This window comes from Streptomyces sp. iso_384 (genome assembly GCF_056172905.1).
On the sequence record NZ_JBWBTT010000001.1, the window covers coordinates 4,610,088 to 4,636,637 of the forward strand.

A 26,550-nucleotide genomic window follows, 5' to 3' on the forward strand; every position below is an offset into this window, starting at 1 on the left:
GCGAACGACGCATCACCACCCGTTTCACCGCACGACACCCGCTTCACCGCACGACACCCGCTTCACCGCACGACACCCGCTTCACCGCACGACACCTGCATCACGCACCACCCCGTTTCACCGCACGGCCCCCAGGGTGCGTGCGGAGCGCCGGGCGGGCGCAGCTCCACCTGTACCCGCCCGGCCCCAGGCCCCGGACCTCTCGCGAGATGCCCGGGCCTGCCGCCCTCGCCCTGCCACCCGCACAAGGAGGTGCCCAGCCATGAACACCCACCGCATACGCGTCGGCATCGACGTGGGCGGAACCTTCACCGACGCCGTGGCCGTAGACGCCACGACCCTGAACCTGCTGGGGCAGGTGAAGGTTCCCACCAGCCACCATCACGAGGACGGTGTCGCCCACGGCATCGTCGAAGCTCTCGACCGTCTGCTGGAGCAGACCGGCCACACGCCCGAGGACGTGACATTCCTCGCCCACGGCACCACCCAGGCTACCAACGCCCTGCTGGAGGGCGACGTCGCCACCGTCGGCCTGATCGGCATCGGTGCAGGCCCGAGCGCCGCGCTGACCCGGCGGCTGGCCGCGTTCCGCAAGCTGGAACTGACGCCCGGCAAGCGGCTGCCGCTCGCCTACGGGCATGTGGCCGACCCGGACGACGCCCCCGCCGTCCGGGCCGCGCTCGACGCGGTCGTCCGGGAGGGCGCCCAAGTCGTCGTCGCGAGCCAGCCGTTCAGCGTCGACCGGCCCGAGGGCGAGGACGCGGTGGTGGCCGCCGCCGAGGAGCGGGGGCTGCCGACCACCGCCGCGCACGACATCACCTCGCTGTACGGGCTCCACAAGCGGACCCGTACCGCCGTGGTGAACGCCGCGATCCTGCCGCGCATGCTCGCCACCGCCGACCTGGTCGACGCGTCCATCACCAAGGCGGGCGTCAGCACGCCGCTGATGGTGATGCGCTGCGACGGCGGGGTGATGTCGCTGGACGAGATGCGGCGCAGACCGCTGCTGACGGTGCTGTCCGGTCCGGCGGCGGGCGTCGCCGGCGCGCTGATGCAGGAGCGCATCAGCGAGGGCCTGTTCCTGGAGACCGGCGGCACGTCCACGGACATCAGCGTCGTGCGGCGCGGCAAGGTCGCCGTCCGGCACGCCACGATGCTCGGCCGGACGTCGTACCTCTCGGCGCTCGACGTGCGGACCGTCGGGGTCGGCGGCGGCTCGATGGTCCGCGTCGACGGCGGCAAGGTCGTCGGCGTGGGGCCGCGCAGCGCGCATATCGCGGGACTGCCGTACGCCTGTTTCGCGAGCCTGGAGGATCTTGCGGGCGCGACGCTCACCACGGTCCGGCCGATGGCGGACGACCCGGCCGACTACGCGGTGCTGGACGCCGCCGGGGGCCGCTTCGCGATCACCATGACGTGTGCGGCGAACGCGCTGGGCCGGGTGCCGGAAGGGGACTTCGCCCGGTGCGACCCGGCCGTGGCGAAGGCCGCGATCGCTCCGCTGGCCGCCGCGCTCGGCACCGATGCCGCCACGGCCGCGGCGAAGCTCCTGGACGCGGGCACCGATCAGGTGAGGTCGGTGGTCGAGGCGATGATGCGCGACTACCGGCTGGACAAGGACACCGCGCTGCTCGTCGGCGGGGGCGGCGGCGCCGCCTCCGTCACCCCGCACCTGGCGGCCGTCACCGGCCAGGAGGGCCGGATCGCCCAGCACAACGAGGTGATCAGCCCGATCGGCGTGGCGCTGGCGCTGATCCGGGAGCAGGTCGAGCGGATCATTCCGGGGGCGGGCCAGGAGCAGATCCTCGCCGTGCGCGCGGAGGCCGAGGCCGCCGTCATCGCTCAGGGGGCCGCCGCCGACGGGGTGGAGGTGGAGGTCACCGTCGACCCGCAGACCAGCACCGTACGGGCCGTGGCGACCGGTGCCACCGAACTGCGCACCCAGGACCGCGCCCACCGGGCCGACGAGGCGGACCGGCTGCGCGCCGCCGCGACGAGTCTGCGGACCGACCCTGCCTCGGTGCGGGTCCTCGCGGGCACGCCGGCCCACACCGTGTACGGCACCGAGGTGCGCCGGCGGTTCCGGGCCGACCGGCACCCGGTGCGGGTCGTGGACGCGGACGGCGTCGTACGGCTGCACGCGCCGGACGCCCGGGTGGAGACGACCACCGTGGGCCGGGCGCCCGAGGTACTCGCGGGGCTGGTGAAGGAGGCCACGTCGTACGGGGACGGCGGGGTGCGCGCCCCGGCGCTGCGGCTGCTGCTCGGCTCCCGGATCGCCGATCTGTCCGGGGTGATCGACCCGGATCCGCTGCTGGCGCTCGCCCGCAGCGAGCTGCGCGCCCGGGCCGCCGACGAACCGGTCGTCGCGGTCGTGGAGGTGCGCTCATGACCGCCGCCCTGCTCGACCGGGCCGCGCGTACGGCCATCTCGGCGCTGGAGGCCGACGACGACGTCGAGTTCGGCGTACGGCTGCTCGCGAACACCCCGACGCACGAGGGGCGCGACCCGGAGCTGTTGCGCCACTGGGCCCGTACCGCCGACGCGTTCGGCGCGGCGCTGCCGCCGGTCGCCTCGACGGCCCGGGTCGTGGAGAGCGGCGGCGGGCTGGCGAGAGGGCTGCTGGCCCGCTACACCTCACGGCCGGTGCCCACCGTCGAGCTGTTCACCGACACCCTGGCGCTCGCCGAGGAACTGATCGACCTGCTCGGCTGGCGGCACTGGTATCCGGCCGGTTCGGTCCGGGCGGCGGCGATCGCGCACGAGGCGGTGCACGAGCGGCTCCACCACGGCCCGGCGAAGAAGTCGCTGAAGCGCGCCCTGGACCATGTGGTGCTGCGCGCCGGACGGCACACCCTGTACGGCCATGTCGCGGGCGCCGACGAGATCGCCGCCCACGCCCACGCCCGCACGGTCTGCGGTCTGGGCCGCAGTCCACTCCTGCTGACGGCCGCCCTGGCCACCGCGGCCGAGCCACAGCACGGGTCCGCGACCCGATCCCCGCACCCGCACCCGCACGGAAGAGAGAAGTAGCGCCATGGGCATCGTCATCCTTCTTGTCATGGCGGCCGGTGTCGCCGCGATGCTCACCCGCAGGCTGCCCACCGCCTTCGCGCTCGTCATCCTCGCCGTCGTCATCGCGTTCGTCGCGGGCGCTCCGCTGACCGGCGAGAACAGCGTGCTGGACACGGTCGTCCAGGAGGGCGCGCCGGCCCTCGCCGCCACGATGATCGCGATCCTCCTCGGCTCCTGGCTGGGCAAGCTCCTCGACGAGACCGGCATCGCGGGCACCCTGGTGCGCAAGATCGTCGAGTTCGGCGGGGACCGGCCGGTGGTGGTCGCCCTCGGCGTCCTGGCCGTCTCCACGCTGGTCGGCACGGTCACCGGCTCGGCTCCGGCGGCGATGCTCGCCGGGATCATCGGCATCCCCGCCATGATCGCCGTCGGCATCCCGAAGGTCACCGCGGCCGGGACGATCCTGATGGGCATCGCCGCCGGTATGCCGTTCGAGCTGCCCATCTGGCAGTTCTTCTCCACCGCACTGGAGCTGCCGGTCGAGACGGTGCGCGGCTTCATGTTCAAGCTGTTCCCGTTCGCGCTGGCCGCCGCCGTCCTCTTCGTGCTCATCGAGACGCGGCGGCGCGGTGTCGAACACGCCTGGTCGCTCAAGTCGGCGTCCGCCAAGCCCGTTTCGCGCCGCAAGCAGTTGGGCGACGCCCCGTGGTACGCCCTGCTCACCCCGGTCGTTCCGCTGGTCCTCGCCCTGGGCTTCGAGATCGCGATCCTGCCCTCCATGCTGGCGGGCGTCCTGTTCGCGCTGGTCACGACGACCCGGCCGCGTGAGATGAACAAGCGGCTGCTGCGGACGCTGTACGGCTCGTTCGAGGTCGCGGCCGCTCCGATCGTCCTGTTCGTCGCCATCGGCATCCTGCTCGCCGCGGTGAAGCTGCCCGGTGCGGTGGAGTCGCTGGAGCCGCTGGTCAAGGCCGTCAGTCCGCAGAACCCGGTGCTGTTCGTGCTGGTCTTCACGCTGCTCGTGCCGCTCTGCCTGTACCGGGGGCCGCTGAACGTCTTCGGTCTCGGCGCGGGCATCGCCGGGGTCCTCATCGCCGCCGGCATCTACCCGGCCGTCGCGGTGCTGGGTCTGGCCACCTCGTACAACCAGGTCTTCGGGGTGTCGGACCCCACCAGCACGCAGACCGTGTGGAGCGCGCAGTACGCGGGGGTGACGCCGCAGCAGGTGATGCTGCGGACCCTGCCGTACGTCTGGGCCGTGGCACTGGGCGGGTTCTGCGTCACCGCCGCCAGTCATCTGTGATCGCTCACTCTTCGGGACGGAGAACGACATGACACAGCACGAGGACAACACCCCTTCCGTATATGGGGCGTTCCGGCCGAGCCGGCGGATCTTTCTGCGCGGCGCGGTGGCGGGCACGGCGGCGACCGCCGGGCTCATCGCCACCGGGGCCTCGGCGGGGCGCGCCGCCGCGGCCCCCGGCGGTTTTCCGGACTACCGCCATCTGAAGCCGCTGCTGACGCCTTCGCAGCTGAAGTACAACCCGACGGGCGAGATCATCTTCCCGTGCATCCGGGGCGTCTACGACAAGCTGGCGAACCCGCTGGGCCGCTACTACCTCTACTACGCCCCGCACGACGCGCCGGGCGGCATCTGCCTGGCGTACGGCGACTCGCTGGAGGGCCCGTTCACCGAGTACCCGGCGAACCCGCTGGTCTCCAACGACTGGCAGCCGCACTACAAGGTCAGCCATGTCTCCTCGCCGCACGTCCTGTGGAACGAGGACGTCAAGGAGCTGTGGCTCTACTTCCACGGCGAGAACCACACCACCCGGCTCGCCCGTTCCAAGGACGGCATCACCTTCACGTACGACCGGACGGTGCTGACCAAGGACATGCTGCCCGCAGGCACCAACGAGACGTCCTACGCGCGGGTGTTCCGGCACGATCTGCCCGCGCGCGACGCGCGGTACGTGATGCTCTTCATGATCAACAATCAGTCCAACCACCGTGACATCGGCTGGGGCTGGTCGAAGGACGGCCGGGCCTGGACCTTCTCCCAGCAGCCGCTGGTACGCCATTCGGACGTCGGCGTGAACAACCTCAGCGGTCCGCATCTGCTGACCCGGGGCGGCAGCACGTACGTCGTCTACCACACCGGCAAGGAGAACGGCGGGAACATCCTGATCACCGAGGTCGGCAACGACTTCTCCCGCCGCAATCACCTCGGGGTCTTCTACGACTCCGGCAGCGCGGCCCCGGAGAACGGCCGCGCCGCCTCGCCGAGCTTCGGGACGGACCGGGGCGTGCCGTACCTGGTCTACGAGGCGGGCGACCGGCTCGGCGGATCGATCGCCGTCGCACGCGGCTGACCGCCCCGGCCGGGGTGCGCCGCACGACGACCGGCGCACCCCGGCAGCCCGCCGCCGCCCCTTCACCGCAGCCACCGCAGCCCTTTTCTGCCCAGGAGTCGCCCAGTGACGTACGGAACGTTCCTCTCACGCCGCACCCTGCTGACCGCCGCCGGTGCCGCGGGCCTCGCCGCCGCTCTGCCCGCGCCCGCCGCCCTGGCCGCCACCGCCGCACCGAACCTCGCGGCCCTGCCCCCGGTCTCCCCCGGCCGGCGCTCCTTCGCCCCCGACGAACAGCTCTACGCGCCCTACCTGGTGAGCCTGGCCGGCATGGTCGGCGACATCAGGACCGGCTCGCCGAACCCGGGTTTCCTGGGAGGTGGTTGGTGGCGCAAGCCCGCAGAGCCGTACAACGCGCGGGTGCAGGAGCACGTCTACACACTCGCCTGGTTCCTCACCACCTCCCGCTACTGGAACCCGTACCGGGGAAACTCCGAACTGCTCGCGGGCCTGGACGCGGCGCTCGGCCACTATCTGGGGCTTCAGCACGCGGACGGCTCCTGGCCGGAGTACCGCCCGGACGAGCACTCGCTCGCCGCCACCGGCTTCGCGCTCGGCTATCTCAGCAAGACCCATGTACTGCTCAAGAACGCGCAGTTGCTGCCCGCGCGGCGCACCCAGATCGCCCGCGCGACGCACGCGGCGATGACCTGGCTGCTCGACCCGGCCAACGGGCGGGTGTGGCAGACTCCGATCTCCTTCGCCAACCAGGTCGCCGCCGGGCTCGCGGGTTCGGCCCTGGCGCTGCGGACCAATCCCGACGCGGCTCTGCGCACCCGGCTGAACAACGCCTTCGCCCGGATCGCCCAGCACGGACAGGGACCGGCCGGCTTCTTCTACGAGAAGGGCGGCACGGACATGAACTACAACTTCGAGGTGATGCTCCCCGAACTGGCCGACGCCTGGCGCCAGTCGAACAACGCCCACCTGGTGTCCATGGCCCGGAAGTACACCGGCTGGCTGGGCTACAACCTGCTGCGCGAGCCGGACGGTTCGGGCTGGTTCAGCAATGTGGCGCCCTCGACGCGGACCAGCGCGCTCGCCTACGACAACACCCGCCCGGATCCGGAACGCACGGCGCTCAACGCCCAGTTCGTCCCGGAGGTGCCGGCGCTCGGGGCGTTCACCTCCGCCCGCGAGGATCTGTCGGCCGCACGCGCAGCCTGGGCCGCCGACGCCGCTCCGGTGGCGGGCCTGACCAAGCAGGACACCTCGCCGCGGATCCTCGCCCACGCGCTCTACGGCGAGCGGTACCCGACCCGGCAGGCCAAGGCCGACGCGGTGCGGGCCCTGCCGTATCTCGCCTCGAAGAACTTCACCGAGCGCCGGACGGACCGGGGCCAGGACTTCCTCTACATCCGGCGGCCCGACGTCTATCTGGGCGCGTACCTCGGCGACCGGGCGACCACCATGGCGCGCACCGGGTTGTCGTTCCTGTGGCACCCGGTGGCCGGCACGGTGATCCAGACCCTCAACGACAACAACCACGGGGTGTGGGCCACGGTGCTGCCCGGCCAGGCCCCGGACTCCGACGGGCCGCAGGCCGGACAGTTCCTCGGCGGCAGCCCGTACGCCTTCCGCTTCGCCACCCCCAGCGGTTCGGTCGTCACCGATGTGCGGGTGAGCGACGGGCTGGTGCGGCGCTCGGTACGGGCCGCCTCGTCCGCGACCGAGACGGTGCCGCTGATCCTGAAGGCCTCCGACCGGGTGGTGTTCGGCAACGGCACCACGGTGCCGTGGGGCGGCTCGGCCTCGGCCACCGCCACGGGCCTCGATCTGCACCGGGGCCCGGGGGTCGTACGGATCCGGTGGGGCGCGGCCCGTCCCGTCTCCCTCGCCGCCGCCTCCATCAGGTATCTGCGCGACGGCAGTCGCAGGATGCACATCCTCAAGATCCCGCACACCGGCTCGATCGAGGTGAGCATCACGCTCGCCTACTGACGGATCTGTCGGTTCGCGCCCCGCGGCCGTGCCCCCGCCGTCCGGTGCCGGGGCACGGTCGCGGAGTCCTCAGGAAGGCCCCCCGATGTCGCACGACCCCCGTCTGGACCCGGAGATGGCCGCGGCGCTGGCCGCGGATCCGCTGCCGCCCACCATCCTCTCCGGCCTCACCCGCGAGGAGCTGGCCGCCCTGCGCGCCGCCCGCGCGGACGCCGTGTTCCCGCCGCCCGCCGAGGGCGTCCGGGTGACCGACCACCGCCTGCCGGGCCCCGGCTCCGTACGGCTACGGGTCCACCCGCCCCGTGCGGCCGCCGACGGGCCGCTGCCGTGCCTGGTGTGGATGCACGGCGGAGGCATGGTGCTCGGTACGCCCGAGATGGACGACGCCCGGCTCTCGGCGTACGTCCTGGAGGCGGGCTGTGTCGTGGCCTCCGTGGACTACCGCCTCGCGCCCGAGCACCCCTACCCGGCGCCCGTCGAGGACTGCTACCGCGCACTGCGGTGGACGGCGGAGCGGGCGGACGCGCTCGGCGTCGACCCGGAGCGCCTGGCGGTCGGCGGGATCAGCGCGGGCGGCGGGCTGGCCGCCGCCACCGCGCTGCTGGCCCGGGACTGCGGCGGACCGCGCCTCGCCTTCCAGTTGCTGCTCTGCCCGATGCTGGACGACCGCAACACCACGGCGTCGAGCCGTGAGTTCACCGATCCCGTCGCCTGGCCGCGCGCCAACAACCTCTACGGCTGGGCCGCGTTGCTCGGCCCGCTGGCCGACGGCGACGAGGTGCCCGCCTACGCGGCGCCGGCCCGCGCCACCGATCTGTCGGGGCTCCCGCCCGCGTACGTGGATGTCGGCGAGCTGGAGGTGTTCCGGGACGAGTGCGCGCGGTACGCGCTCCGGCTGGTCGCCGCCGGGGTGTCGACCGAATTCCATCTGTGGCCGGGCGCGTTCCACGGATTCGACGGTGTGCTGCCCCGTCTCACCCTCCCGCGCAGGGCCGCCGCCGAGCAGATCGCGGTGTTGCGGAGGGCTCTCGGGAACCCCGCCCAGGGGGCCTGGGTACACCCCCGACCCGGGGTCCGGACGGCCTGACCCCGTGCCGGGCGGCCGGCAGGGTCGTCGGCGGAGGAACGATCCGCACGGCCGGGGTTCACGCGCGGCCCGGCCGGCGTCACGTCCAGGGGTTACGAGTTCGGCGCGTCCGGCGGGCTCGTCTCCACCCCGGGCGATGTCTGCGTCACCTCCGTGGTGCGGTGGACGCGGCCCTGTGTGCCCGGGGCCGCTGAGCCCCGGGCGCGCCACCGGCCGGTAGGGCGCCCCTACCACCGGACGGCGAGCCGCTGCGGGCTGCGGGAGGTGGTGCCGGTCCGCCAGGCGACCGAGTCCAAGGGTTCCGCCAGGGCGAGAGCCGGGAAACGGGCGGCCAGGCGGTGCAGGGCGAGCTGGAGCTCCGTGCGGGCCAGCCAGGCGCCGAGGCAGTAGTGGGGCCCGGCGCCGAAGGAGAGGGTGGGGGCCTCCAGCGGGGCGAACAGGTCGTGGAGGGTGGCGGGCGGGAAGACCTCGGGGTCGCGGTTGGCCATGCCACAGTCGGCGAGCACGATCGCACCGGCCGGGATCGTCACCCCACCGACCTCGACGTCCGTGGCGGCGTGGCGGGCGCTGCCCCGGTCGTCTCCCAGGGGTACGAGGTGGACGAGGCGGTCGGCGACGCGTCCGGCGGCCTCCTCGTCGGCGCCCAGGCGGGGCCATGCCGTGCGGCGTTCGCCCAGGAGGTAGAGCAGCGCGTTGCCGAGCATCGTCATCGTGCTGTCGTGGCCGCCGACGACGAGACCGCATACCAGGCTCACCAACTGGGCCTCGGGCACGCCCCCTTCCTCGTCGGCCGCCGCGACCAGGCCACTGATCAGGTCCTCGCCGGGCGTCCGGCGTCGCGCCGCGAGGAGGTCCGCGCCGAACGCGCCGAACTCCTGGAGGACTGTGGCCACTTGTTCGCCCTCGTGGGTGCCGTCGGAGAAGGCGTGTTCGCTCCAGTGCCGCATCCGGTCCCACGCGGACTCCTCCAGACCCATCAGGCGGCTGATCACCGCCACCGGCAGCGGGAGGGTGAACTCCGCTACCGCGTCGGCCGGTTGCGGTGTGGACTGCAGCCGGTCGAGGAGTTCGTCGACGATCGCGGCGATCCACGGCCGCCAGCGGGCGACGGCCCTCGGGGTGAACGCGCGCCGCAGGGTGCGGCGCAGCCGCAGATGGCCGGGACCGTCCTGGTTGAACATCAGGTCGGGGTCGTTCACGAGGTCGGGTACGTCGGAGAGGGCGGGTGCGTCGGCGGCGTACAGCTGTGCCCGGCCGAAGCGCGGGTCGGAGAGCACCTGGCGGACGTCCTCGTACCGGCTGACCAGCCAGGCGGGGGCGCCGCCCGGCAGCTCGGCCGGGCGGGGCGGTCCGGGTTTCTCGAAGTGCAGGCGGTGCATCGGTACCGGCGCGGGATGCGTGGGTTCGGTGGCGGTCACCATGCCTCCTGGGCGGGGTGGTCGGGGGCGGCCCGGGTGCCGCGTTCAGAGTTCGACGAGGACCTTGCCGCGGTTGGCGGCCCGGTCGTCGTAGAGGCTTCCGTAGGCGGCGGGAATGCGGTCGAACCCGTGGTGCAGGGTGTGGTCGCAGACGACCTCGCCGCGCCGGACCCGGCCGCCCAGCTCGGTGTGGAGGTCCTGCCAGTTCTGGTCGGTGAACCATTCCAGGGAGAAGATGCCGCGGACGGTGGCGCGCGGGAACATCAGGTAGGGCAGGAGCCGGGGGCCGGTGTCCTCGTTGCCGACCTGGGTCGCCCACTGCCAGCACACCGCCACCTGGCTGCCGATGTTGAGCATGGGGAACACCGCGTCGGTGACGGTGCCGCCGAGGTTGTCGAAGTACCGGTCGACGCCGTCGGGGGCGGCGCGGGCGAGCGCCTCGCGGACGGTGGCCTCGCCGTCCCCGTGGCGGTAGACGATCACCGCGTCGAATCCGAGCCCGGTGAGGTAGTCCGCCTTCTCCGGGGACGAGGTGGTGCCGATCACCCGGGCGCCGGCGAGCGCGGCGAGCTGGCCGACGAGGGCGCCGACCGCGCCGGAGGCCCCGCTGATGACGAGGGTTTCACCGGGGCTGATCGTCATGTACTTGGAGAGGGTCCCCCAGGCGGTCATGCCGGGTCCGCCCATCACGCTGAGGGCGGTCGGCAGCGGCAGGGCGTCGTCGTACCACCGGGGGTCGAGCCTGCGGTACGCGGGGAAGACCATGGGAAACGTGCCGGTCTGCCAGAGTTCGGCCGCGCCGGTGCTGATCACATGGGTGCGCCAGCCGCCGAAGCCCTGGACGAGGTCGCCCGCGCGGTGCGCGGCGCGCGGGCCCGCCTCCACCACCTCCATGATCGAGTCGGCGCCCATGTGCCGGCCGATCGGGGTGTCGAGGGCGATGCCCTGGAGGTAGGGGTCGACGGAGACGTACAGGGTGCGCAGGAGCATCTCGTCGGGGGCGAGGGTCACATCGACGTTCTCGACGACCTTCTCGTAGACGCGGTCCACGTCGGGTACGCCCTCGACGTGTTCGCGGACCACCCACTTCGCGATCTTCATGGCTTCCTCTCCGTCGGTGCGGCGGGGCGGACGGGCACGGGGATGACCCGGTGGGTCGGTGGTGGTGCGGTGAGGTCGAGCGAGGCGGTGAAGGGCCGGTCGTCGTCGCGGCAGACGAACTGCATGACGTGGCGTCCGGCGGCGGCGGCCCGGATGAGCCCGCCGGTGGTGGCCCAGACGCCTGACTGGTAGAAGTCGCGCAGCCCGGGGAGCCCGGGGCCGTGTTTCTTGATCAGCTCTTCCAGGGTTTCGCCGCTCTCGACGAAGGGCTGCCAGCCGAGGACGGTGCCGTCGTAGTTGCCGGTGTAGCGGACCTGGGTGAGGGGGCTGGAGACGTCGCGGACGACGATCGCGTCCCGCAGGCCGGGGTGGCGCTGTTCCAGGAAGCCCACGAGGGCTTCGCGGGCCCGCCGTTTCGCCGCGTAGTAGCCGCGCCCGTGCCGTACGGGCAGGGTGTGCAGCTCGGTTCCGCCACGGGTGCGGGTGACCTGTTCGGGGCCCTCGTCCAGGGCGCGCCAGGGGGCGATGTCGCAGAAGTAGGTGGCGTAGACGACGGTGGTGCCGTCCGGGGAGAGCTCGGGGTAATGGCGGTTGCGGAACTGGACGTTGATGCTGGGGTGGCGGATGCCGGTCAGTTCCGCGGCCGTGGCCTCGTCGAGAAGGTACGTCGTGCAGGGGTCGCCCTCGGGGAAGGGGCGGGAGAGGCCGAGGAAGAGGGTGAAGTAGCCGGGGAAGACCATGCCGGGTTCATGGATGGTCTGTGTGTAGAGCTTGCGGTAGTCCTCGCCGAGGTATTTGCCCTCCAGGAACTTCATGGTGGTGGTGTAGCCGTCGCAGGCCGATACGACGATGTCGGCGCGCAGTTCCCGGCCGTCGCTGAGCCGGACGCCGGCCGCCCGGTCGTCCTCGACGATCACCGTCTCGACCTTCGTGTTGTACGAGACCTCACCGCCGAGCCGGCGGTAGCGGGCCTCGATCGACTCGGCGAGCCCGAGCGAGCCGCCCTCGGGGACGCCTGCGGAGAGGTTGGCGTGCGAGGCGAGCTGGAAGTGGAACGGGAGCACGGGGAAGGCCGGGTGCTTCTCGTACAGGATGAAGTTGAAGGCCTGCCGCAGAAGGGGGTCCGTGAACTTCGCGGAGAAGTCGGTCATGAGGACGGTGATCGTGGTGCGTACGGCGTTGACGTACGGCAGGAACGAGGCCAGCATCCGCCAGCGCTCCCGACGGCCCATCAGCCCCACGGGCTTGAGGAAGGGGTAGACCGCCAAAGCCTTGCGGAAGCTGCGCAGTTGGGAGCAGAACTTCCGCACGAGACGGGCGTCGGCGGGCGAGAGGTCGATGAGGTGGGCTTCGAGGCGGTCCGGGTCGGAGTAGAAGTGGACGGCCCGGCCGTCCGTGCCGCGCACGATGTTGAAGACGTCGAAGTGGCGGATCTCCTTGCCCTGGAGGGCGCCGAGCTCCAGCCAGATCTGGTGCATCTCGTTGCCGGGGCCGCTGCCCAGGAGCCAGCTGACGCAGGCGTCCAGGGTGAAGCCGCCGCGTTCCCAGGCGGTGCAGCAGCCGCCGGGGATCTCGTGCATCTCCAGGATGTGGGTGCGGTAGCCGTTCATCCGGGCGTAGCAGCCGGTGGAGAGGCCGCCGAGTCCGGCCCCGATGATGATCATCGTCTCCCGGGGCCGGCGTGCGCCGCCGTCACTCCGGGTCCGGTTCCTCCCGCCGCTCATGAGCTCTCGCCCTCGTGTGCGGACCACCGGTCGAGCTGGGGCAGATGCCCCAGCTTCCCGGGGTGCCAGGGTTCGGCGCCCTTGCTCTCCCAGGCCCGGAACTCCAGGCCGAGTTCACGGCAGAGGTACTGGACGGCGAAGCGGCCGGTGGAGGCGGCGCGGATCAGGCCGCCCATGCCGACCCACTGCCCGGCCATGGAGAAGCCGCTCAGTCCGGGCAGCCGCATCCGGTCCTTGCCGACCAGGCGCGCCGCGACGTCGTCGGCGTCCGAGAACGCCTTCCAGGCGAGGATGGAGCCGCCCAGGTTGCCGGTGTAGCGATGGGTCGTGGCGGGGGTGGCGATCTCGACGATGTCGATGCGCTCCGCGATGCCGGGGCTGCGGCGTTCCAGGAAGTCCCGGACGAAGTGCGCGACTTCGCGTTTGCGGCGGCGGTAATCCTTGCGGTCCCTGGTGCGCAGGTCCTTCCAGTGGGCGTAGTCGCTGAAGTAGGTGCAGTGCAGGACGGAGCGGCCCGGTGGTGCGAAGCCGCCGGAGTAGCGGGAGCGGGCCTGGACGACGAGGCTGTCCTGCAGGGCGCCGGGGAGGTGGGCCGCGTCGTCCGGGCCGAGGAGGTGCGTGGTGCTGTGCGCCTCGTCGGGGTCCAGGTCGCCGCGCAGGCCGACGAAGGCGGAGACGACGGCGGGGAAGAGGGTGCCGGGGCGGTGCAGGAGGTCGGTGTAGAGCTTGTCGATCCGGGGGCCGGTGTACCGGCCGCCGAGGAGTCCGTAGACGGTGGTGTGACCGTCGCAGGCGGAGACCACGTGTTCGGCGAAGTACCTTTTGCCGCTACGGAGTTCGATGCCGATCGCCCGGTCGTCCTCGACCAGGATCCGCTCGGTGCGGGCCCGGTAGGTGACCGTGCCGCCCAGGCTCCGGTAGCGCTCCTCGATCGAGCGGGCGAGGCCGAGTGAACCGCCCTGCGGGAAGCCGGCGTTGCCGTGGTGGGCGGCCGCCATGTTGAAGAGGTACGGCAGCAGCGGGAAGCCCTCCGGGTCCTGGAAGAAGATGTTGCGGAACGCCGTGCGCAGCAGCGGGTCCTGGAACCGGTCGGCGAAGACGTGCATCGGGGTGGCGGCGGTCCGCCAGAACAGCCGGAAGGCGGGGAGCACCGTGCGCAGGGTCCGTGCCCGCTCCCGTACGGTGCGCAGCGCGGGTGCGGTCAGGAACGGGTACAGCTCGATGTCGATGAAGCGCCGCAGGTCCCGGGTGAAGGCCCGGATGAGCGGGGCGTCGGCGGGTGAGATCTCCAGCAGGTGGGCCTCCAGGCGGTCGGGGTCGTTGTAGAACGTCACCGACCGGCCGTTCTCGTCCTCGACCTTGTTGAACAGGTCGAAGTTGGTGACGGTCTTGCCGTCGAGCGCGCCGAGTTCGCTCCACACCCGGTGGGCGTCGTTGCCCGGGGCGGTGCCGATCAGCCACTCGATGCAGTAGTCGAAGAGGTATCCGTCGCGCGACCAGGCGGTGCAGCAGCCGCCGGGCAGCACATGCTTCTCGAAGATGCGGGTCCTGGCGCCGCTCATCTGCGCGTAGCAGCCGGTGGAGAGGCCGGCCACGCCCGCGCCGACGACGATGACGCGGGGCGGAGTGCCCGGGGCGCGTTCCCGGCTGGTCCAGTCGGTGGAGTCGTCATCCGCCATGGGCCGGGTCTCCTGTCACGACGGAGCGCACCAGCTCGGCGTTGCGGGGCAGGTGTTTGGCGTCGAGCATGTCGGCGTGGACACCGGAGCCGCGCAGTACGGCGGTGGCGCCGGTGGAGCTGCCGTGCCAGGTGCCGTGCTCGCCCGCGGCGTAGAGGGAGGCCTTCTCCTCGTCGGTGATCACGCTGACGGTCGCGGCGACCGTGCCGGTGTTGGGTGTGCGGCCGCAGAAGGCGAGGTATTCGGCGGCGTGGGCGAGGGTTTCGCGGGTGACGGCCTCGGATCCGGTGTGTTCGCGGAGGTGGTCGGCGAGTTCGGCCTCGAAGGCGGCGATGCCGGAGGCGTCCGGTTCGTAGGCGGTGAGGATGCGGCGGGAGTCGAGGATGACGACGTGCGCGACGTGCCGGCCGCGTCGCTCCAGTTCCTTGGCCGTCTCGAAGGCGAGGTTGCCGCCGAGGGAGTAGCCGAGGAGCCGGTAGGGCCCGTCGGGCCGGGCCGCCTCGATCAGGTCGGCGTACCGGGCGACCTTGTCGTCGCCGGGGAGGTAGTTGAAGCCGATGAGGGTGTGGTCGGGGAGGTGGGCGGCCAGGCCCCGGTAGACGAGCCCGTGACCGCCGGCGGGCGGGAAGCAGAAGAGGGCGGGGTGCTGTCCGGCGTTGAAGGTGAGGCTGGGCAGTTCGTCGGCGCTGGTGCCGTGCAGGACGTCCTCGACGGTGGCGGCCATGCCGTGCAGGGTGGTGACCTGGTAGAGCCTGCTGACGGGGACGCCGACGCCGAACTCGGTGCGCAGCTGGTGGAGGAGTTCGATGAGCTTGATCGAGCTGCCGCCGAGTTCGAAGAAGTCGTCCTCCAGGCCGACCTGTTCACGGCCCAGGAGGGTCTTCCAGTGCCGGGCGACGCTGATCTCGTACAGGGTCACGGGCTCCTCGTGCGGCCGGTCGCCGGTCTCGGCCCGGGCGGCGGGCAGGGCGGCGGTGTCGACCTTGCCGTTGGCGGTCAGCGGCAGGGCGGGCAGCTCGACGAAGTGGGACGGGATCATGTACGAGGGCAGTGAGCGGGCCAGGTGACGGCGCAGGGCCCGGGAGTCCAGGGTGGCACCGGGCGCGGGGACGCAGTAGGCGCAGAGCGCCGCCTCTCCGCCGGTGTCGGCGCGTACGGTGACGACGGCCCGGGCGAGCGGCGGCCACTGGGCGAGGTGGGCCTCGATCTCGCCGATCTCGATGCGGTGGCCGCGCAGTTTGACCTGTCCGTCGGTGCGGCCGAGCAGATGGACCCGGCCGCGCGCGTCCCAGCGGGCGATGTCGCCGGTGCGGTAGAGCCTCTCGGGCCGGGCGTCGCCGTCGGCGGACCTGCTGAGCGTACGGGTGACGAAGCGTTCCTCGGTCTGCTCCGGGTCTCCGGCGTAGCCGAGGGCGACGCCGTCGCCGCCGATCCAGAGCTCGCCGGGCACGCCGGGTGGTACGGGTTCGCCGTGGGTGTCGAGGACATGGAGGGTGCTGTTGGGGAGGGGGCGGCCGATGGGGACCATCGCGCCGGGTTCCAGGTCGTCGGCGGGGCCTTCGAAGTACGCGCTGTCGATGGTGGCCTCGGTGAGGCCGTAGGAGTTGACGAGGCGGGTGCCGGGTCCGCACAGCTCGGCGAGCCGGCGGTACTCCCCCACGCTCCAGGCGTCCGAGCCGACCACCAGCAGCTTCAGGAAGTCCAGCCGGAGCCCTTCGCGGGCGCAGTGGTCCATCAGGCCGCGCACGACGGCGGGCACGAACTCTGCGCAGTCGACACGTTCCTGACGCATCGTCCGGTAGAGCCGCGTGGTGTCGAAGAGGAGGTCGCGGTCGGCCAGGACGAGGGTGCCGCCCGAGCACAGGGCGCGCACCAGGTCGCCGGTGAACACGTCGAAGGACGGTTCGGCCATCTGGAGGTGCACCCGGACGTCCGTCTCCAGCCGGTATTCCTGACGCCATGCGGCGTGGGCGGAGGCGAGGTTGCGGTGGCTGACGCGGACGGCCTTGGGGCGGCCGGTGGAGCCGGAGGTGGTGATGATGTACGCGGGCGATTCCGGGCCGGCTTCGCCGGACGGTCCGTCCGGATGCGGTGCGGTGCGGGCGAGGGCGTCGAGGGTGAGCGTGGGGACGGCCAGGGCCCCTGCCTGCACCGGCCCGGCGTCGTCCGCGACGAGGACGAGTGCCGCACCGGTGGCCGTCACGAGGTGGGCGAGCCGGTCGGCGGGCTGGTCGGGCCGCAGCGGCAGGTAGGCGGCGCCGGCCTTGAGCACGGCGAGCAGGGCGACGATCAGCTCCGGCGACTTGTCCAGGCACAGGACGACCACCGAGCCCTCGCCGATGCCGAGGGTCCGCAGCCGGGCTGCGCTGTCGGCGGCCCGCCGCTCCAGTTCCGCGTAGCTCAGCCGGCGCGCTTCGCCGCGCGGGGAGGGTGTGGTGACGGCGACGGCCGCTGGGTGCTCGGCGGCGATGCGGGCGATCAGCGCCTGGACCGGGGCGAACGGCTCCTCCCGGGATCCGGCGGCAGGCAGCGCCGGGCGGCTCCACTCCCCGACGAGCCGCTCCCGCTCCTGGTCGCCGAGCATCTCCAGCCGGGAGGCGGGCTGTTCGCCGGGGGCGTGGGTCATCCGGTCGAGGAGGCGGGTGTAGTGGGCGGCCATGCGGCGCATGGTCTCCGGCAGGAAGAGGTCGGTGTTGTACTTGAACACGCAGTGGAAGCGGCCCTCGGCCTCGTCCTCGTAGGCGGACAGCGTTATGTCGAACTGCCCTTCCTCCTCCGGTAGTTCGATGTACTCCAGGCGGTAGCCGTACTGCTCGGTGGCCACCTTGTGGGTGAGGAGGATGAACATCGCCTGGAAGACGGCGGAGCGGCTGGGGTCGTGCTGGAGGCCCAGTTCCTCGACGAGGAGGACGAAGGGGTACTCCTGGTTGTCGAGTCCGCCGAGGACGGTCCGGCGGACCTGTTGCAGCAGTTCGGCGACGGTCGGGTCATCGGACAGGTCGGCATGCAGGGGCAGCGGGTTGACGAAGTAGCCGTAGACGGAGGCGAAGTCCTGCCGGGTGCGGCCGGTCACCGGGCTGCCGACGACGATGTGGTCCTGCCCGGAGTAGCGGTGCAGCAGGAGGTAGTAGGCGCTCAGCAGGACCATGAACGGTGTGACGCCGTGGGCGCGGGCCAGCGCGTGGACGCGGGCGCTCAGGGCGTCGTCGAGGACGAAGAACTCCGAGGCCCCGTTGTGGGTCTGGACCGCCGGGCGGGGTTTGTCGACGGGCAGGTCCAGGAGCGGGACCTCGGCCGGCAGATGGGTGCGCCAGTAGTCGAGCATGCCCGTGGCCTCGGGTCCGGCGAGGAAGGCGTTCTGCTGGTTGAGGAAGTCGAGGTAGCGGGCCTCGGCCGGTGGGAGCTGCGGTTCCCGGTTGCGGCGCAACGCCTCGTACACCGCGAGGAGTTCCTCGATGAAGGTGAAGGTGGAGATGGCGTCGGAGACGATGTGGTGGACGGCCTTCATGATGATCCAGCGGTCCTGGCCACGTTTGAAGAGGCGGAAGCGGACCAGTGGGTCGTGGGCGAGGTCGTAGGGCTTGCGGTACTCCTGGACGATCGTCGCGTGGATGGAGTCCCAGTCCTCGCCCTGGACGTCGAAGAGGGCGAGGTCGGTGGCGGCGTCCTCGGAGACCCGCTGCACGGCCTGCCCGTCCACCAGGAGGAAGTTGGTGCGCAGCGCGGGGTGGCGGGCGATGAGGCGGCGGACGGCCTCGAACATCAGGTCAGGTTCGAGGGCGACGTTCACCTCCACGGCCCCGCCGATGTTGTACGCGTAGCCGTCGGGGTTGAGGTGTTTGAGGAACCAGAGCGCCTTCTGGTTCTGGGTCAGCGGGTACTGCCGCTCGTCGCGGTGGGGTTCGGCCGTGTCCGCCGCCCCGTCGGGGGTGTCGGTCGCGGCCAGGGCGCTGAGTCCGTCGTGGAGCTGGGCGGCGAGTTCCCCGGCCGGGGTGCCGCTGAGCAGGGCGACCACGGGCAGGGCGACGCCCAGCTCGGCGTGGATCCGGGCCCGTAGCTCCATGGCGAGGAGCGAGTCGAGCCCGAGCTCGCCGAGTCCGGTGGCGGGGTCGATGCGGTCCGTGCCGGTGCGCAGCACGGTGGCCGAGAGCGCGGCGAACCGCTCGACGACCAGGGCGCGGCGGGCCTCCTCGTCGGCGGCGCGGAAGGTGTCGAGGAATCCGTTGCCGGAGACGGCGTCGCCCGGCGGGGCGGCGGCTGCCGCGAGGTCGGCGACCAGCGGCGGCGGCGTCGGGTACCAGGCGAGGAAGACGGGCCAGTCGACGACGGTGGCGACGACGAGCTGGGCGTGGTCCTGGCCGATGACGCGTTCCAGGACGGCCATGCCGGCGTCCGGGGAGAGCGAGCTCATGCCGCGGCTGTGCACGTAGTGCTCGACCAGGCCGAGTTCCTCGATCATGCCGGTGGCCCAGGGGCCCCAGTCCAGGCTGAGGGCAGGCAGGCCCTGGGCGCGGCGGTGGTGGGCGAGGGCGTCCAGGAAGGCGTTCCCGGCGGCGTAGTTGGTCTGACCGGCCGTGGTCAGGAGGGAGGCGATCGAGGCGAAGAGCACGAAGTGTTCGAGCGGTTCGTCCCGCAGGTGCCGGTGCAGGAGGTGGGCGCCGACGGTCTTGGGGTCGTGGACGGCGTCGAAGGCGGCCCGGTCCAGATCGGCGACGAGCGTGTCGCGGACCTGCCCGGCCAGGTGGAACACGCCGCGTACGGGCGGGGCTCCGCTCTGCCGGTGGGCGTCGAGCCAGCCGTTCAGGGCGTCCTCGTCGGTGATGTCGAGGGTCGCGAGAACGGGCTGCGCACCGAGCGCCTCCAACTCGCGGAGCAGGGCCACGGCCCGGCCCTCGGCGGTGGCCGGGTCGGTGCCGGCCCACTTCTCCCGGGCCGGCACGGGGGTCCGCCCGACCAGGACGATCCGGCGGGCTCCACGGCGTACGAGGGTGCGGCACAGGAGCCGGCCGAGCGCGCCGAACGCACCGGTGACCAGATAGCTTCCGTCGGCCCGCAGGCGCAGCGGCAGCGGCCGGGTCAGGCCCTCGGCGGGGCGGAGGCGGCTGGTGCGGCGGCCGCCGTCGCGCAGGGCGATCTCCTCCTCGTCGTCGCCGAGCACCTCGGCGAGGAGCGCTTCGGCCTCGGCCCGGTCGCCGTCGGGGCCCGGGCGGCGCCGGGGGTCGAGGTCGATGAGCTTGCCGGGGTGGTCGATCAGCTCCTGGTGGCGCAGCACCCGGCCGATGCCCCAGGCGGGCGTCCCGAGGGGTTCGGGCGCCTCGCCGGGCAGGGCGGGCTGGGCGCCACGGGTCACGATGTGCAGGCGGCCTCCGCCGCCCCGGGCGAGGAGCAGCCGGGCGAGGGCGATCAGCCCGTACGCGCCCGCGCCGGTGTGGTCGCGGAGGGCGGCCCGGTCGCAGTCGGCGAGAGCGGGCGCGTCGAGGTTCCACAGGTGCAGGACAGCCCCGCGGAAAGGCCCGCCGTCGCGGTCCAGGTCGGTGAGGAGCCGGCGCAGATCGGCGTCGGACGCGGGGTCGACGGTGAAGGTGACGCCGTCGCCGGAGGCGGTGTAGGCGGCGCCCCGGCGCACCAGGCGGCAGCGTTCGCCGCGGGCGGCGGCGAGGGCGGCGAAGGCGTCCGCGACGCCTCCGGAGTCGGCGAGGACAAGCCAGTCGTGGTCGCGGGAGGTGTCCTCGTCGGGCAGCGGCGGGCAGTCGGTCCAGACAGGTTCGGCGAGCCAGGAGTCGATCGTGGTCCGTGCGACGGCGGTGGCCGCCTTCTCCACGTCGGCGGCGCGGAAGCCGTGGACGCGGCCGAGCGGGGTGCCGTCGTCGGCGTACAGGGCGATGTCCCCGAGGGTGGTGTCCGCGTCGCCGGGGAGCAGGGTGGCGTGGGCCCAGAACGGCTGGTCGCCGATGGGTTCGAGGGCGACCTCGGCCACGGAGAGCGGCAGCCTGATCCCGGTGCCCGGTGCGGGTCCTTCGGGGTCCGTCGGGATCAGCGGCGTCAGGAGGGTCTGGAAGCAGGCGTCGAGGAGGACGGGGTGGAGATGATGTCCTGCGGCGTCGTCGCCGATCGCCTCGGGCGGGCGGATCCGGGCGAGGACCTCGCCGGCCCCGATCCAGACCTCCTCGACGGCCCGGAAGGCGGGGCCGTAGTGGTAGCCGAGGGCGGCCAGGGCGGTGTAGCAGTCGGGGCCTTCGAGATGGCGCAGGGACCGGGCCCGGATCGCGGGGGCGTCGAGCGGTGGGCCGCTGCGGCGGCGCTGCCCGGTGCGGACGACGCCGCTCGCGTGCACGGCCCGTTCCCCGTCGTCCCCGGTCGGGGAGGCGATGGTGAAGGCGGCGTTCTCCAGCGAGAGCGACACCTCCACGCTGCGGTCCTCGCCGTCGGGCAGGAAGAGCGCCTTGCGCAGATCGATGTCGGCGAGGACGGCGGTGGTGCCGCCGGTGAGCCGCAGGACGGCCTGGGCGGCCATTTCCAGGTAGCCGGCGGCGGGGAAGACCACGGTGTCCTGGATGCGGTGGTCGGCGAGGTAGGGCAGGTCCTCGGTGTCCAGGCGGGCCTGCCAGGTGGGTTCCGTACGGTCGGTGCGGCGGCCGAGGAGGGGGTGGTCCCGGTGGCCCAGGCGGACCTGGGCCACCGGGCGGGGTTCGGTCCAGTGGCGGTCGCGCCGGAAGGGGTGGCGGGGCAGGGTGACCGGCCGGCCGGCCGGCTGGAGTACGTTCCAGTCGACGGTGACGCCCAGGGTGTGGAGCGAGCCGAGGGAGGCGGCGAAGCGCTCGCTCTCGTTCTCCCGGCGGCGGATCGAGGGCAGGGTGAGCCCGGTCGTGCCGCCCGCCTCCAGGCATTCGCGGATCGCGTGGCCGAGGACCGGGTGCGGGCCGATCTCCAGGAACAGCTGGTGGCCGTCAGCAGCGATCCGGTCGACGGCTGAGCGGAAGCGGACGCGGTCGCGGACGTTCGTCCACCAGTAGGCGGCGTCCAGTTCCTCGCCCCGGGCGGTTCCCTCGACGCCGGTGGGATACAGCGGAACCCGGGCCGGTCGCGGCTCCAACGGGGCGAGCTCCGCCAGCAGTTCGTCCTTGATCCGTTCCATGCCGACGCTGTGGTAGGGCACTTCGACGGTGAGGAATTTCGCGAACTGCTGCTCGGCCCGCAACTCCTCGGCCAGCAGGGTCAGCGCCGCCTCGTCCCCGGCCAGGGTGATGGCGGTGGGGCTGTTGACGGCGGCGACGGAGACCCGGTCGCTGTAGGGGCGCACCCGGCGTTCCGCCTCGTCCTCCGACAGGCTGACGGCGAGCATGGCGCCGGTGCCGGCCAGGGTCTGCTGAAGGCGGCTGCGGTGGACGACGATCCGGGCCGCGTCCCGCAGCGAGTAGACGCCCGCCGCGTGGAAGGCGGCGATCTCGCCGGTGCTGTGGCCGACCACCACGTCGGGGTGCACCCCGTGCGACCGCCACAGGGCGGCCAGGGCGACCTGTACGGCGAAGTTGGCGGGCTGGGCGAGCCAGGTCTGGCTCATCCGGGAGACGGACTCGTCGGCGGTCAGCTCCTCGATCAGCGACCAGTCGGCGAACTCCCGCAGCGCCCGGTCGCACGCCTCGACCGCCTCGCGGAACACCGGTTCCTCCGCGAGGAGTTGGCGGCCCATGCCCCACCACTGGGGGCCCATGCCGGTGAAGACCCAGACCAGCCGCCGGTCGGCGGACTCCCGGGCGCGGCCGTGGACGACGCGGGGGTGCGGCTCGCCGCGCTCGTGGGCGGCGAGGGCCTCGTCGAGGGAGGCGCGCGAGGAGTAGACGACGGAGAGCCGCTCGGGGAGGTGCTGGCGGCGGTGGGCGAGGGTGTGGCCGAGGTCGTCGAGGGTCACGGCCGGGCCGTTGTCGCCCGCCAGTTCGCCCCGGATGCCCGCCGCCAGTTCCACCAGGGCGTCCGGGTTTCGGGCGCTGAGCGGCAGGATGCTCCAGGGTCGCCCGGCGGGCGGGGCGGCGTCGGTCTCCGGCGGAGGCGGCGGGGCCTCCTCCAGGACGACATGGGCGTTGGTGCCGCCGAACCCGAAGGAGTTGACCCCGGCACGGGCGGGTCCTTCGTGGGCGGGCCAGGCGGTGGGCCGGGTCGGGATCTCGTACGGCAGGGTCGCCGGGTCGATGGCGGGGTTGAGGTTCTCCAGGTTGATGTGGGGCGGGACGGTCCGGTGCTGGATACTCAGGACGGTCTTGATCAGCCCGGCGATCCCGGCGGCGGATTCGGTGTGGCCGATGTTCGTCTTGACCGAGCCGACATAGGCGCGGGCGCCCGGGGCCCGTCCGATGGCCAGCGCGCGGGCCAGGGCGTTCGCCTCGATCGGGTCGCCGACCGGCGTCGAGGTGCCGTGGGCCTCCATGTACTGGAGGTCTCCGGGGGCGATTCCCGCCTCGGCGCAGACCCGGCGGATGAGGTCGACCTGGGCGTCGGCGTTGGGCACGGTGATGCCGTTGGTGTGGCCGTCCTGGTTGACGCCGCTGCCGGCGATCACCGCGTGGATCCGGTCCCCGTCCCGTACGGCGTCGTCCAGCCGTTTCAGCGCGACCAGGCCGACGCCCTCGGCCCGTACGTAACCGTCGGCGGCGGCGTCGAACGTACGGGAGCGGCCCTCGGGCGAGAGGAATCCGCCCTTCGTCTCGGCGACGGTGTACTGCGGGGCCATGTGCAGCAGGGTGCCGCCGGCCAGTGCGAGGTCGCTCTCGCCGTTGTTCAGCGCCTGGCAGGCCAGGTGGACGGCGACCAGGGAGGAACTGCAGGCGGTGTCGATGGACAGGCTGGGGCCGCGGAAGTCGAAGCAGTACGAGATGCGGTTCGACACCATCGTCATCATGGTGCCGGTCGCGGTGTGGGCGGCCAGCGAGGTGAAGCCCAGGTCGGCGAATTGCAGGATCTTGTAGTCCAGGGTGAACGCGCCGACGTAGACGGCGACGTTGCCGCCGGCGAGGTCGGCGGGCCGCTGTCCACCGTCCTCCAGGGCCTCCCAGGCCACTTCGAGGAGCTTGCGCTGCTGCGGGTCCATGTGGTCGGCCTCGCGCGGGCTGATGCCGAAGAACGCGGGGTCGAACTCGTCGAAGCCGTCGATGTATCCGCCGCGGCCGCCGACGAGGCGCCCGGGTTTGTCGCGGAACCGGCTGCCGAGCGTACGGACGTCGTACCGGTCGGGCGGGGTGGCCGTGATGCAGTCCTTGCCCGCCATCAGGTTGCGCCAGTACGTGCGGTGGTCCGAGGCGCCGCCGGGCAGGCGGCAGCCCATCCCGATGATCGCCACCTTGTTCCGTAACGCCCGGTTGTTCGCGTCGGCCATTCGAACTCCTCAAGTCGTGGTGGAGCGTCAGGGAGGCGGCGGTCATTCCGGACCGGGGCCCGGTGCGGGTCTGCGTCGCCAGGGGTGCAGGAGGGCGGCGAGGATCTCGCCGGTGCCGGGGAAGGCCGTGGGGTCCTGGAGACCGACGGCGGTGGGTTCGCGGCCGGGGCGCCAGGTGAAGGTGCCGAAGAGGTGGTCCCAGCACGACAGGTCGGAGCCGTAGTGGCCGGCTTCGGACAGATCGGTGCTGTGGTGCAGTCGGTGCTGCTCGGGGCTGGCCAGCAGATGGTTGAGCGGCCCGATGCGGACATCGATGTTGGCGTGGACGAAGTAGCCCTGCGCGGCGACGAAGAGTCCGGCCACCAGCACCGCGGGGCGGGAGAATCCGACGAGGGCCAGGGTCAGCTGGACGAGGCCCTGGGCCAGGACGATGTCCAGCACGTGGTTGACGCCGTTGTTGGCGACGTTGACCTTCTCCGGCACGTGATGCACTCCGTGCAGCCGCCAGAGGAGGGCGCTGCGGTGGCCCAGCCGGTGCACCAGGTAGCTGACGAGCGATCCGGCCAGGAGCGCTCCCGGGATCTCGGCCCAGAGGTGACGGGCCGGCTCCTCCGGCGAGATCAGGCCGACGGCCAGCGCCACCAGCAGTTGCGCCAGACCGCTTCCAGTCATGGTGAGCAGGAAGTAGATGCCGTACCAGCGCCACTCGTCCTTTCCCGGGTGCCAGTTCCGGTCATGAGGAATCAGCCGTTCCAAGAGGGCCAGATAGGCGATGACCCCGACGAGGAATAGCGGGCTGACCCACACCGGATCCCATTTCAGCCACAATGCGGCCACACTCACGGCGACGACCGACAGGAGGAGAGCGGGGTAGGCGACGGCACAAAGGAACCGCGTAGGGGAATTACCCGCCCGCCCCTTCCGCCCGACCGTAAATCCGACCGAAGAGTCGGCCGAATAGATTTCGCCATCGGTGGAGCGTTCACGCTCGTCCATCCGTGACCCTCCACAAGTGACAGTGCGGGGGAGAGATACTCGTCGCATCGCATCAGCGCAGGCCGGAGCAGCCTGGTGGGAAACAGGAACCCGGGTGGCGACCATGGCGGCCGCGCCGGCGACTTTCAGACACCCGGCCCGACGGAATTCGGCCGTGGCGTGAACTGATGCCCCCGACCCCATCAGCCCAGATCATCTATTTCCCGTTCCTGCGGCTTTAATCACGACCGACGCGCAGAAATTGTGCGCCGCATTTATCTACGGCAGGAATACGGAGAGGATCGCACCAGCGGATCGCACGACCGAGGCGGGTTCATTTGTGCGAGCAATTCCTTCATAGGATCATCGCTACACCGAAATACGGCGCATTCCGGTGCGCCGGTGTCTGATGTCTCACGCTCTGGCGTGCGTCCGGGCGGGGAGCGGTGCGCCCGCGCGAAAGCCGCACACCGAAAGCGCCCCCGGCCGGTCCCACGCCTTCCGCCGGAGGACACCGCCTGCGATGATCACGGCGGATCCGACAGCGAAGCCCCGTGGCGAAGCCCGGTGGCAGAACCCGGCAGCACATCAGCGAATCGAGGAGTCTCCTTGTCGTACGACGTCGGCGCGGTGCGCGCACAGTTCCCCGCCCTGCGATCCGGTACGGCGCACTTCGACGGGCCGGGCGGCACCCAGACCCCGGCCACCGTCATCGCCGCGATCGGCGAGGCGATGAGCCGCCCCCTGTCGATCCGGGGCGCCGCCCTGCCCGGGGAGGCGAACGCGGAGGAGATCGTCCTCGGGTTCCGGCAGGCGATGGCGGATCTGCTGGGCGCGGACCCGGGCGGAATCGTGTTCGGCCGCAGCGCCACCCAGCTCACCTACGACTTCTCGCGGAACCTGGCCGAATCCTGGAGCCCGGGGGACGAAGTGGTGGTCAGCCGGCTGGACCACGATGCCAACATCCGCCCGTGGGTGCGGGCGGCCGAGCGGGCGGGGGCGGTGGTGCGGTGGGCGGACTTCGACCCGGCGACCGGCGAGCTGCCCCCGGAGGCCGTCGGCGCGCAGCTCACCGAACGGACCCGGCTGGTCGCGGTGACCGGCGCGTCCAACCTCATCGGCACCCGGCCCGACATCCCGGCCATCGCCGGACTCGTCCACCGGGCCGGTGCGCTGCTGTACGTGGACGGGGTCCACCTCACCGCGCACCACACGGTCGATGTGGAGCGGCTCGGGGCGGACTTCTTCGTCTGCTCCCCGTACAAGTTCTTCGGCCCTCATCACGGGGTGCTCGCCGCGCGGCCCGAACTGCTCGACACGCTGCGCCCGGACAAGCTGGCGCCGTCCACCGACGCCGTACCCGAGCGCTTCGAACTCGGCACCCTGCCCTACGAGGTGATGGCGGGCACCCGCGCGGCGGTGGACTTCCTCGCGAGCCTGGGCTCCGGTGCCGGCGCCGATGCCGGGCGTCGTGAGCGGCTGCGGTCGGCGTACGCGGCGATCGACGCGCACGAGACGGCGCTGCGTGTGTACATCGAGAAGGCGGTGCGCGGACTGGAGGGGGTGACGGTGCGCTCCCGGGCCGCCGAACGCACCCCCACCCTGCTGCTCACCTTCGAGGGCCGGGACGCGGCGGACGCCTACCGCGCACTCGCCCGCACCGGCGTGCACGCACCCGCCGGCTCCTTCTACGCCCTGGAGGCCTCCCGGCACCTGGGGCTCGGTGACAGCGGCGGTCTGCGCGTCGGGCTGTCCGCGTACAACGACACGGACGATGTGGAGCGGCTTCTGACGGGGCTGTCGGACTTCCTGCGGTGACGCAGGGCCGGCAC

13 protein-coding genes are annotated in these 26,550 nt (G+C 72.3%); 7 read left to right on the forward strand and 6 right to left on the reverse strand.

Features of this window, described 5'->3' with window-relative positions; genetic code table 11:
• Positions 1-262: 262 nt before the first annotated feature.
• The 6 genes from AC0VY3_RS20680 (at position 263) to AC0VY3_RS20705 (ending at position 8,454) form a co-directional block, all read left to right on the forward strand.
• The gene (locus AC0VY3_RS20680) at positions 263-2,392 is read left to right on the forward strand and encodes a hydantoinase/oxoprolinase family protein (protein WP_475550245.1); all 2,130 of its coding nucleotides are present in this window, start codon (positions 263-265) and stop codon (positions 2,390-2,392) included.
• Positions 2,389-3,033 carry a hypothetical protein gene (locus AC0VY3_RS20685; RefSeq protein WP_103509331.1) on the forward strand — a complete coding sequence of 215 codons (645 nt, stop codon included), beginning with the start codon at positions 2,389-2,391 and terminating at the stop codon, positions 3,031-3,033. The genes AC0VY3_RS20680 and AC0VY3_RS20685 overlap by 4 nt, the downstream gene beginning before the upstream one ends.
• 4 nt (positions 3,034-3,037) lie before the next feature.
• Positions 3,038-4,318, forward strand: coding sequence for a TRAP transporter large permease subunit (locus tag AC0VY3_RS20690; RefSeq protein ID WP_475550246.1), 1,281 nt, complete (start codon positions 3,038-3,040; stop codon positions 4,316-4,318).
• A 28-nt stretch (positions 4,319-4,346) separates the two neighbouring features.
• Complete coding sequence (locus AC0VY3_RS20695; RefSeq protein WP_475550247.1) at positions 4,347-5,387, forward strand: glycoside hydrolase family protein; 1,041 nt, start codon at positions 4,347-4,349, stop codon at positions 5,385-5,387.
• A gap of 105 nt (positions 5,388-5,492) precedes the next feature.
• Positions 5,493-7,367, forward strand: a complete 1,875-nt coding sequence (locus AC0VY3_RS20700) for a hypothetical protein (protein WP_475550248.1) — start codon at positions 5,493-5,495, stop codon at positions 7,365-7,367.
• A gap of 85 nt (positions 7,368-7,452) precedes the next feature.
• Positions 7,453-8,454 carry an alpha/beta hydrolase gene (locus AC0VY3_RS20705; RefSeq protein ID WP_475550249.1) on the forward strand — a complete coding sequence of 334 codons (1,002 nt, stop codon included), beginning with the start codon at positions 7,453-7,455 and terminating at the stop codon, positions 8,452-8,454.
• A gap of 227 nt (positions 8,455-8,681) precedes the next feature.
• Here AC0VY3_RS20705 and AC0VY3_RS20710 read toward each other — a convergent pair whose 3' ends face one another.
• Genes AC0VY3_RS20710 through AC0VY3_RS20735 form a run of 6 tightly spaced genes read right to left on the reverse strand, consistent with a single transcriptional unit; the run spans position 8,682 to position 24,739 of the window.
• Positions 8,682-9,872 (reverse strand): cytochrome P450, encoded by a 1,191-nt coding sequence (locus AC0VY3_RS20710; protein ID WP_475551711.1) that lies wholly within the window; start codon positions 9,870-9,872, stop codon positions 8,682-8,684.
• A gap of 45 nt (positions 9,873-9,917) precedes the next feature.
• Positions 9,918-10,973, reverse strand: a complete 1,056-nt coding sequence (locus AC0VY3_RS20715) for an MDR family NADP-dependent oxidoreductase (RefSeq protein ID WP_137228324.1) — start codon at positions 10,971-10,973, stop codon at positions 9,918-9,920.
• Entirely contained in the window at positions 10,970-12,697 is a 1,728-nt protein-coding gene (locus AC0VY3_RS20720) for a phytoene desaturase family protein (protein ID WP_475550250.1), read from the reverse strand. The genes AC0VY3_RS20715 and AC0VY3_RS20720 overlap by 4 nt, the downstream gene beginning before the upstream one ends.
• Positions 12,694-14,376 (reverse strand): phytoene desaturase family protein, encoded by a 1,683-nt coding sequence (locus tag AC0VY3_RS20725; protein WP_475550251.1) that lies wholly within the window; start codon positions 14,374-14,376, stop codon positions 12,694-12,696. Before AC0VY3_RS20725 ends, AC0VY3_RS20720 begins: the two co-directional genes overlap by 4 nt.
• Positions 14,366-23,743: a non-ribosomal peptide synthetase/type I polyketide synthase gene (locus AC0VY3_RS20730; RefSeq protein ID WP_475550252.1), complete on the reverse strand. Its 9,378-nt coding sequence runs from the start codon at positions 23,741-23,743 to the stop codon at positions 14,366-14,368. The genes AC0VY3_RS20725 and AC0VY3_RS20730 overlap by 11 nt, the downstream gene beginning before the upstream one ends.
• A 42-nt stretch (positions 23,744-23,785) precedes the next feature.
• Complete coding sequence (locus AC0VY3_RS20735) at positions 23,786-24,739, reverse strand: sterol desaturase family protein (protein WP_103509000.1); 954 nt, start codon at positions 24,737-24,739, stop codon at positions 23,786-23,788.
• A gap of 588 nt (positions 24,740-25,327) precedes the next feature.
• Here AC0VY3_RS20735 and AC0VY3_RS20740 point away from each other — a divergent pair.
• Positions 25,328-26,536: a cysteine desulfurase-like protein gene (locus AC0VY3_RS20740; RefSeq protein WP_475550253.1), complete on the forward strand. Its 1,209-nt coding sequence runs from the start codon at positions 25,328-25,330 to the stop codon at positions 26,534-26,536.
• The last annotated feature ends 14 nt before the right edge of the window (positions 26,537-26,550 follow it).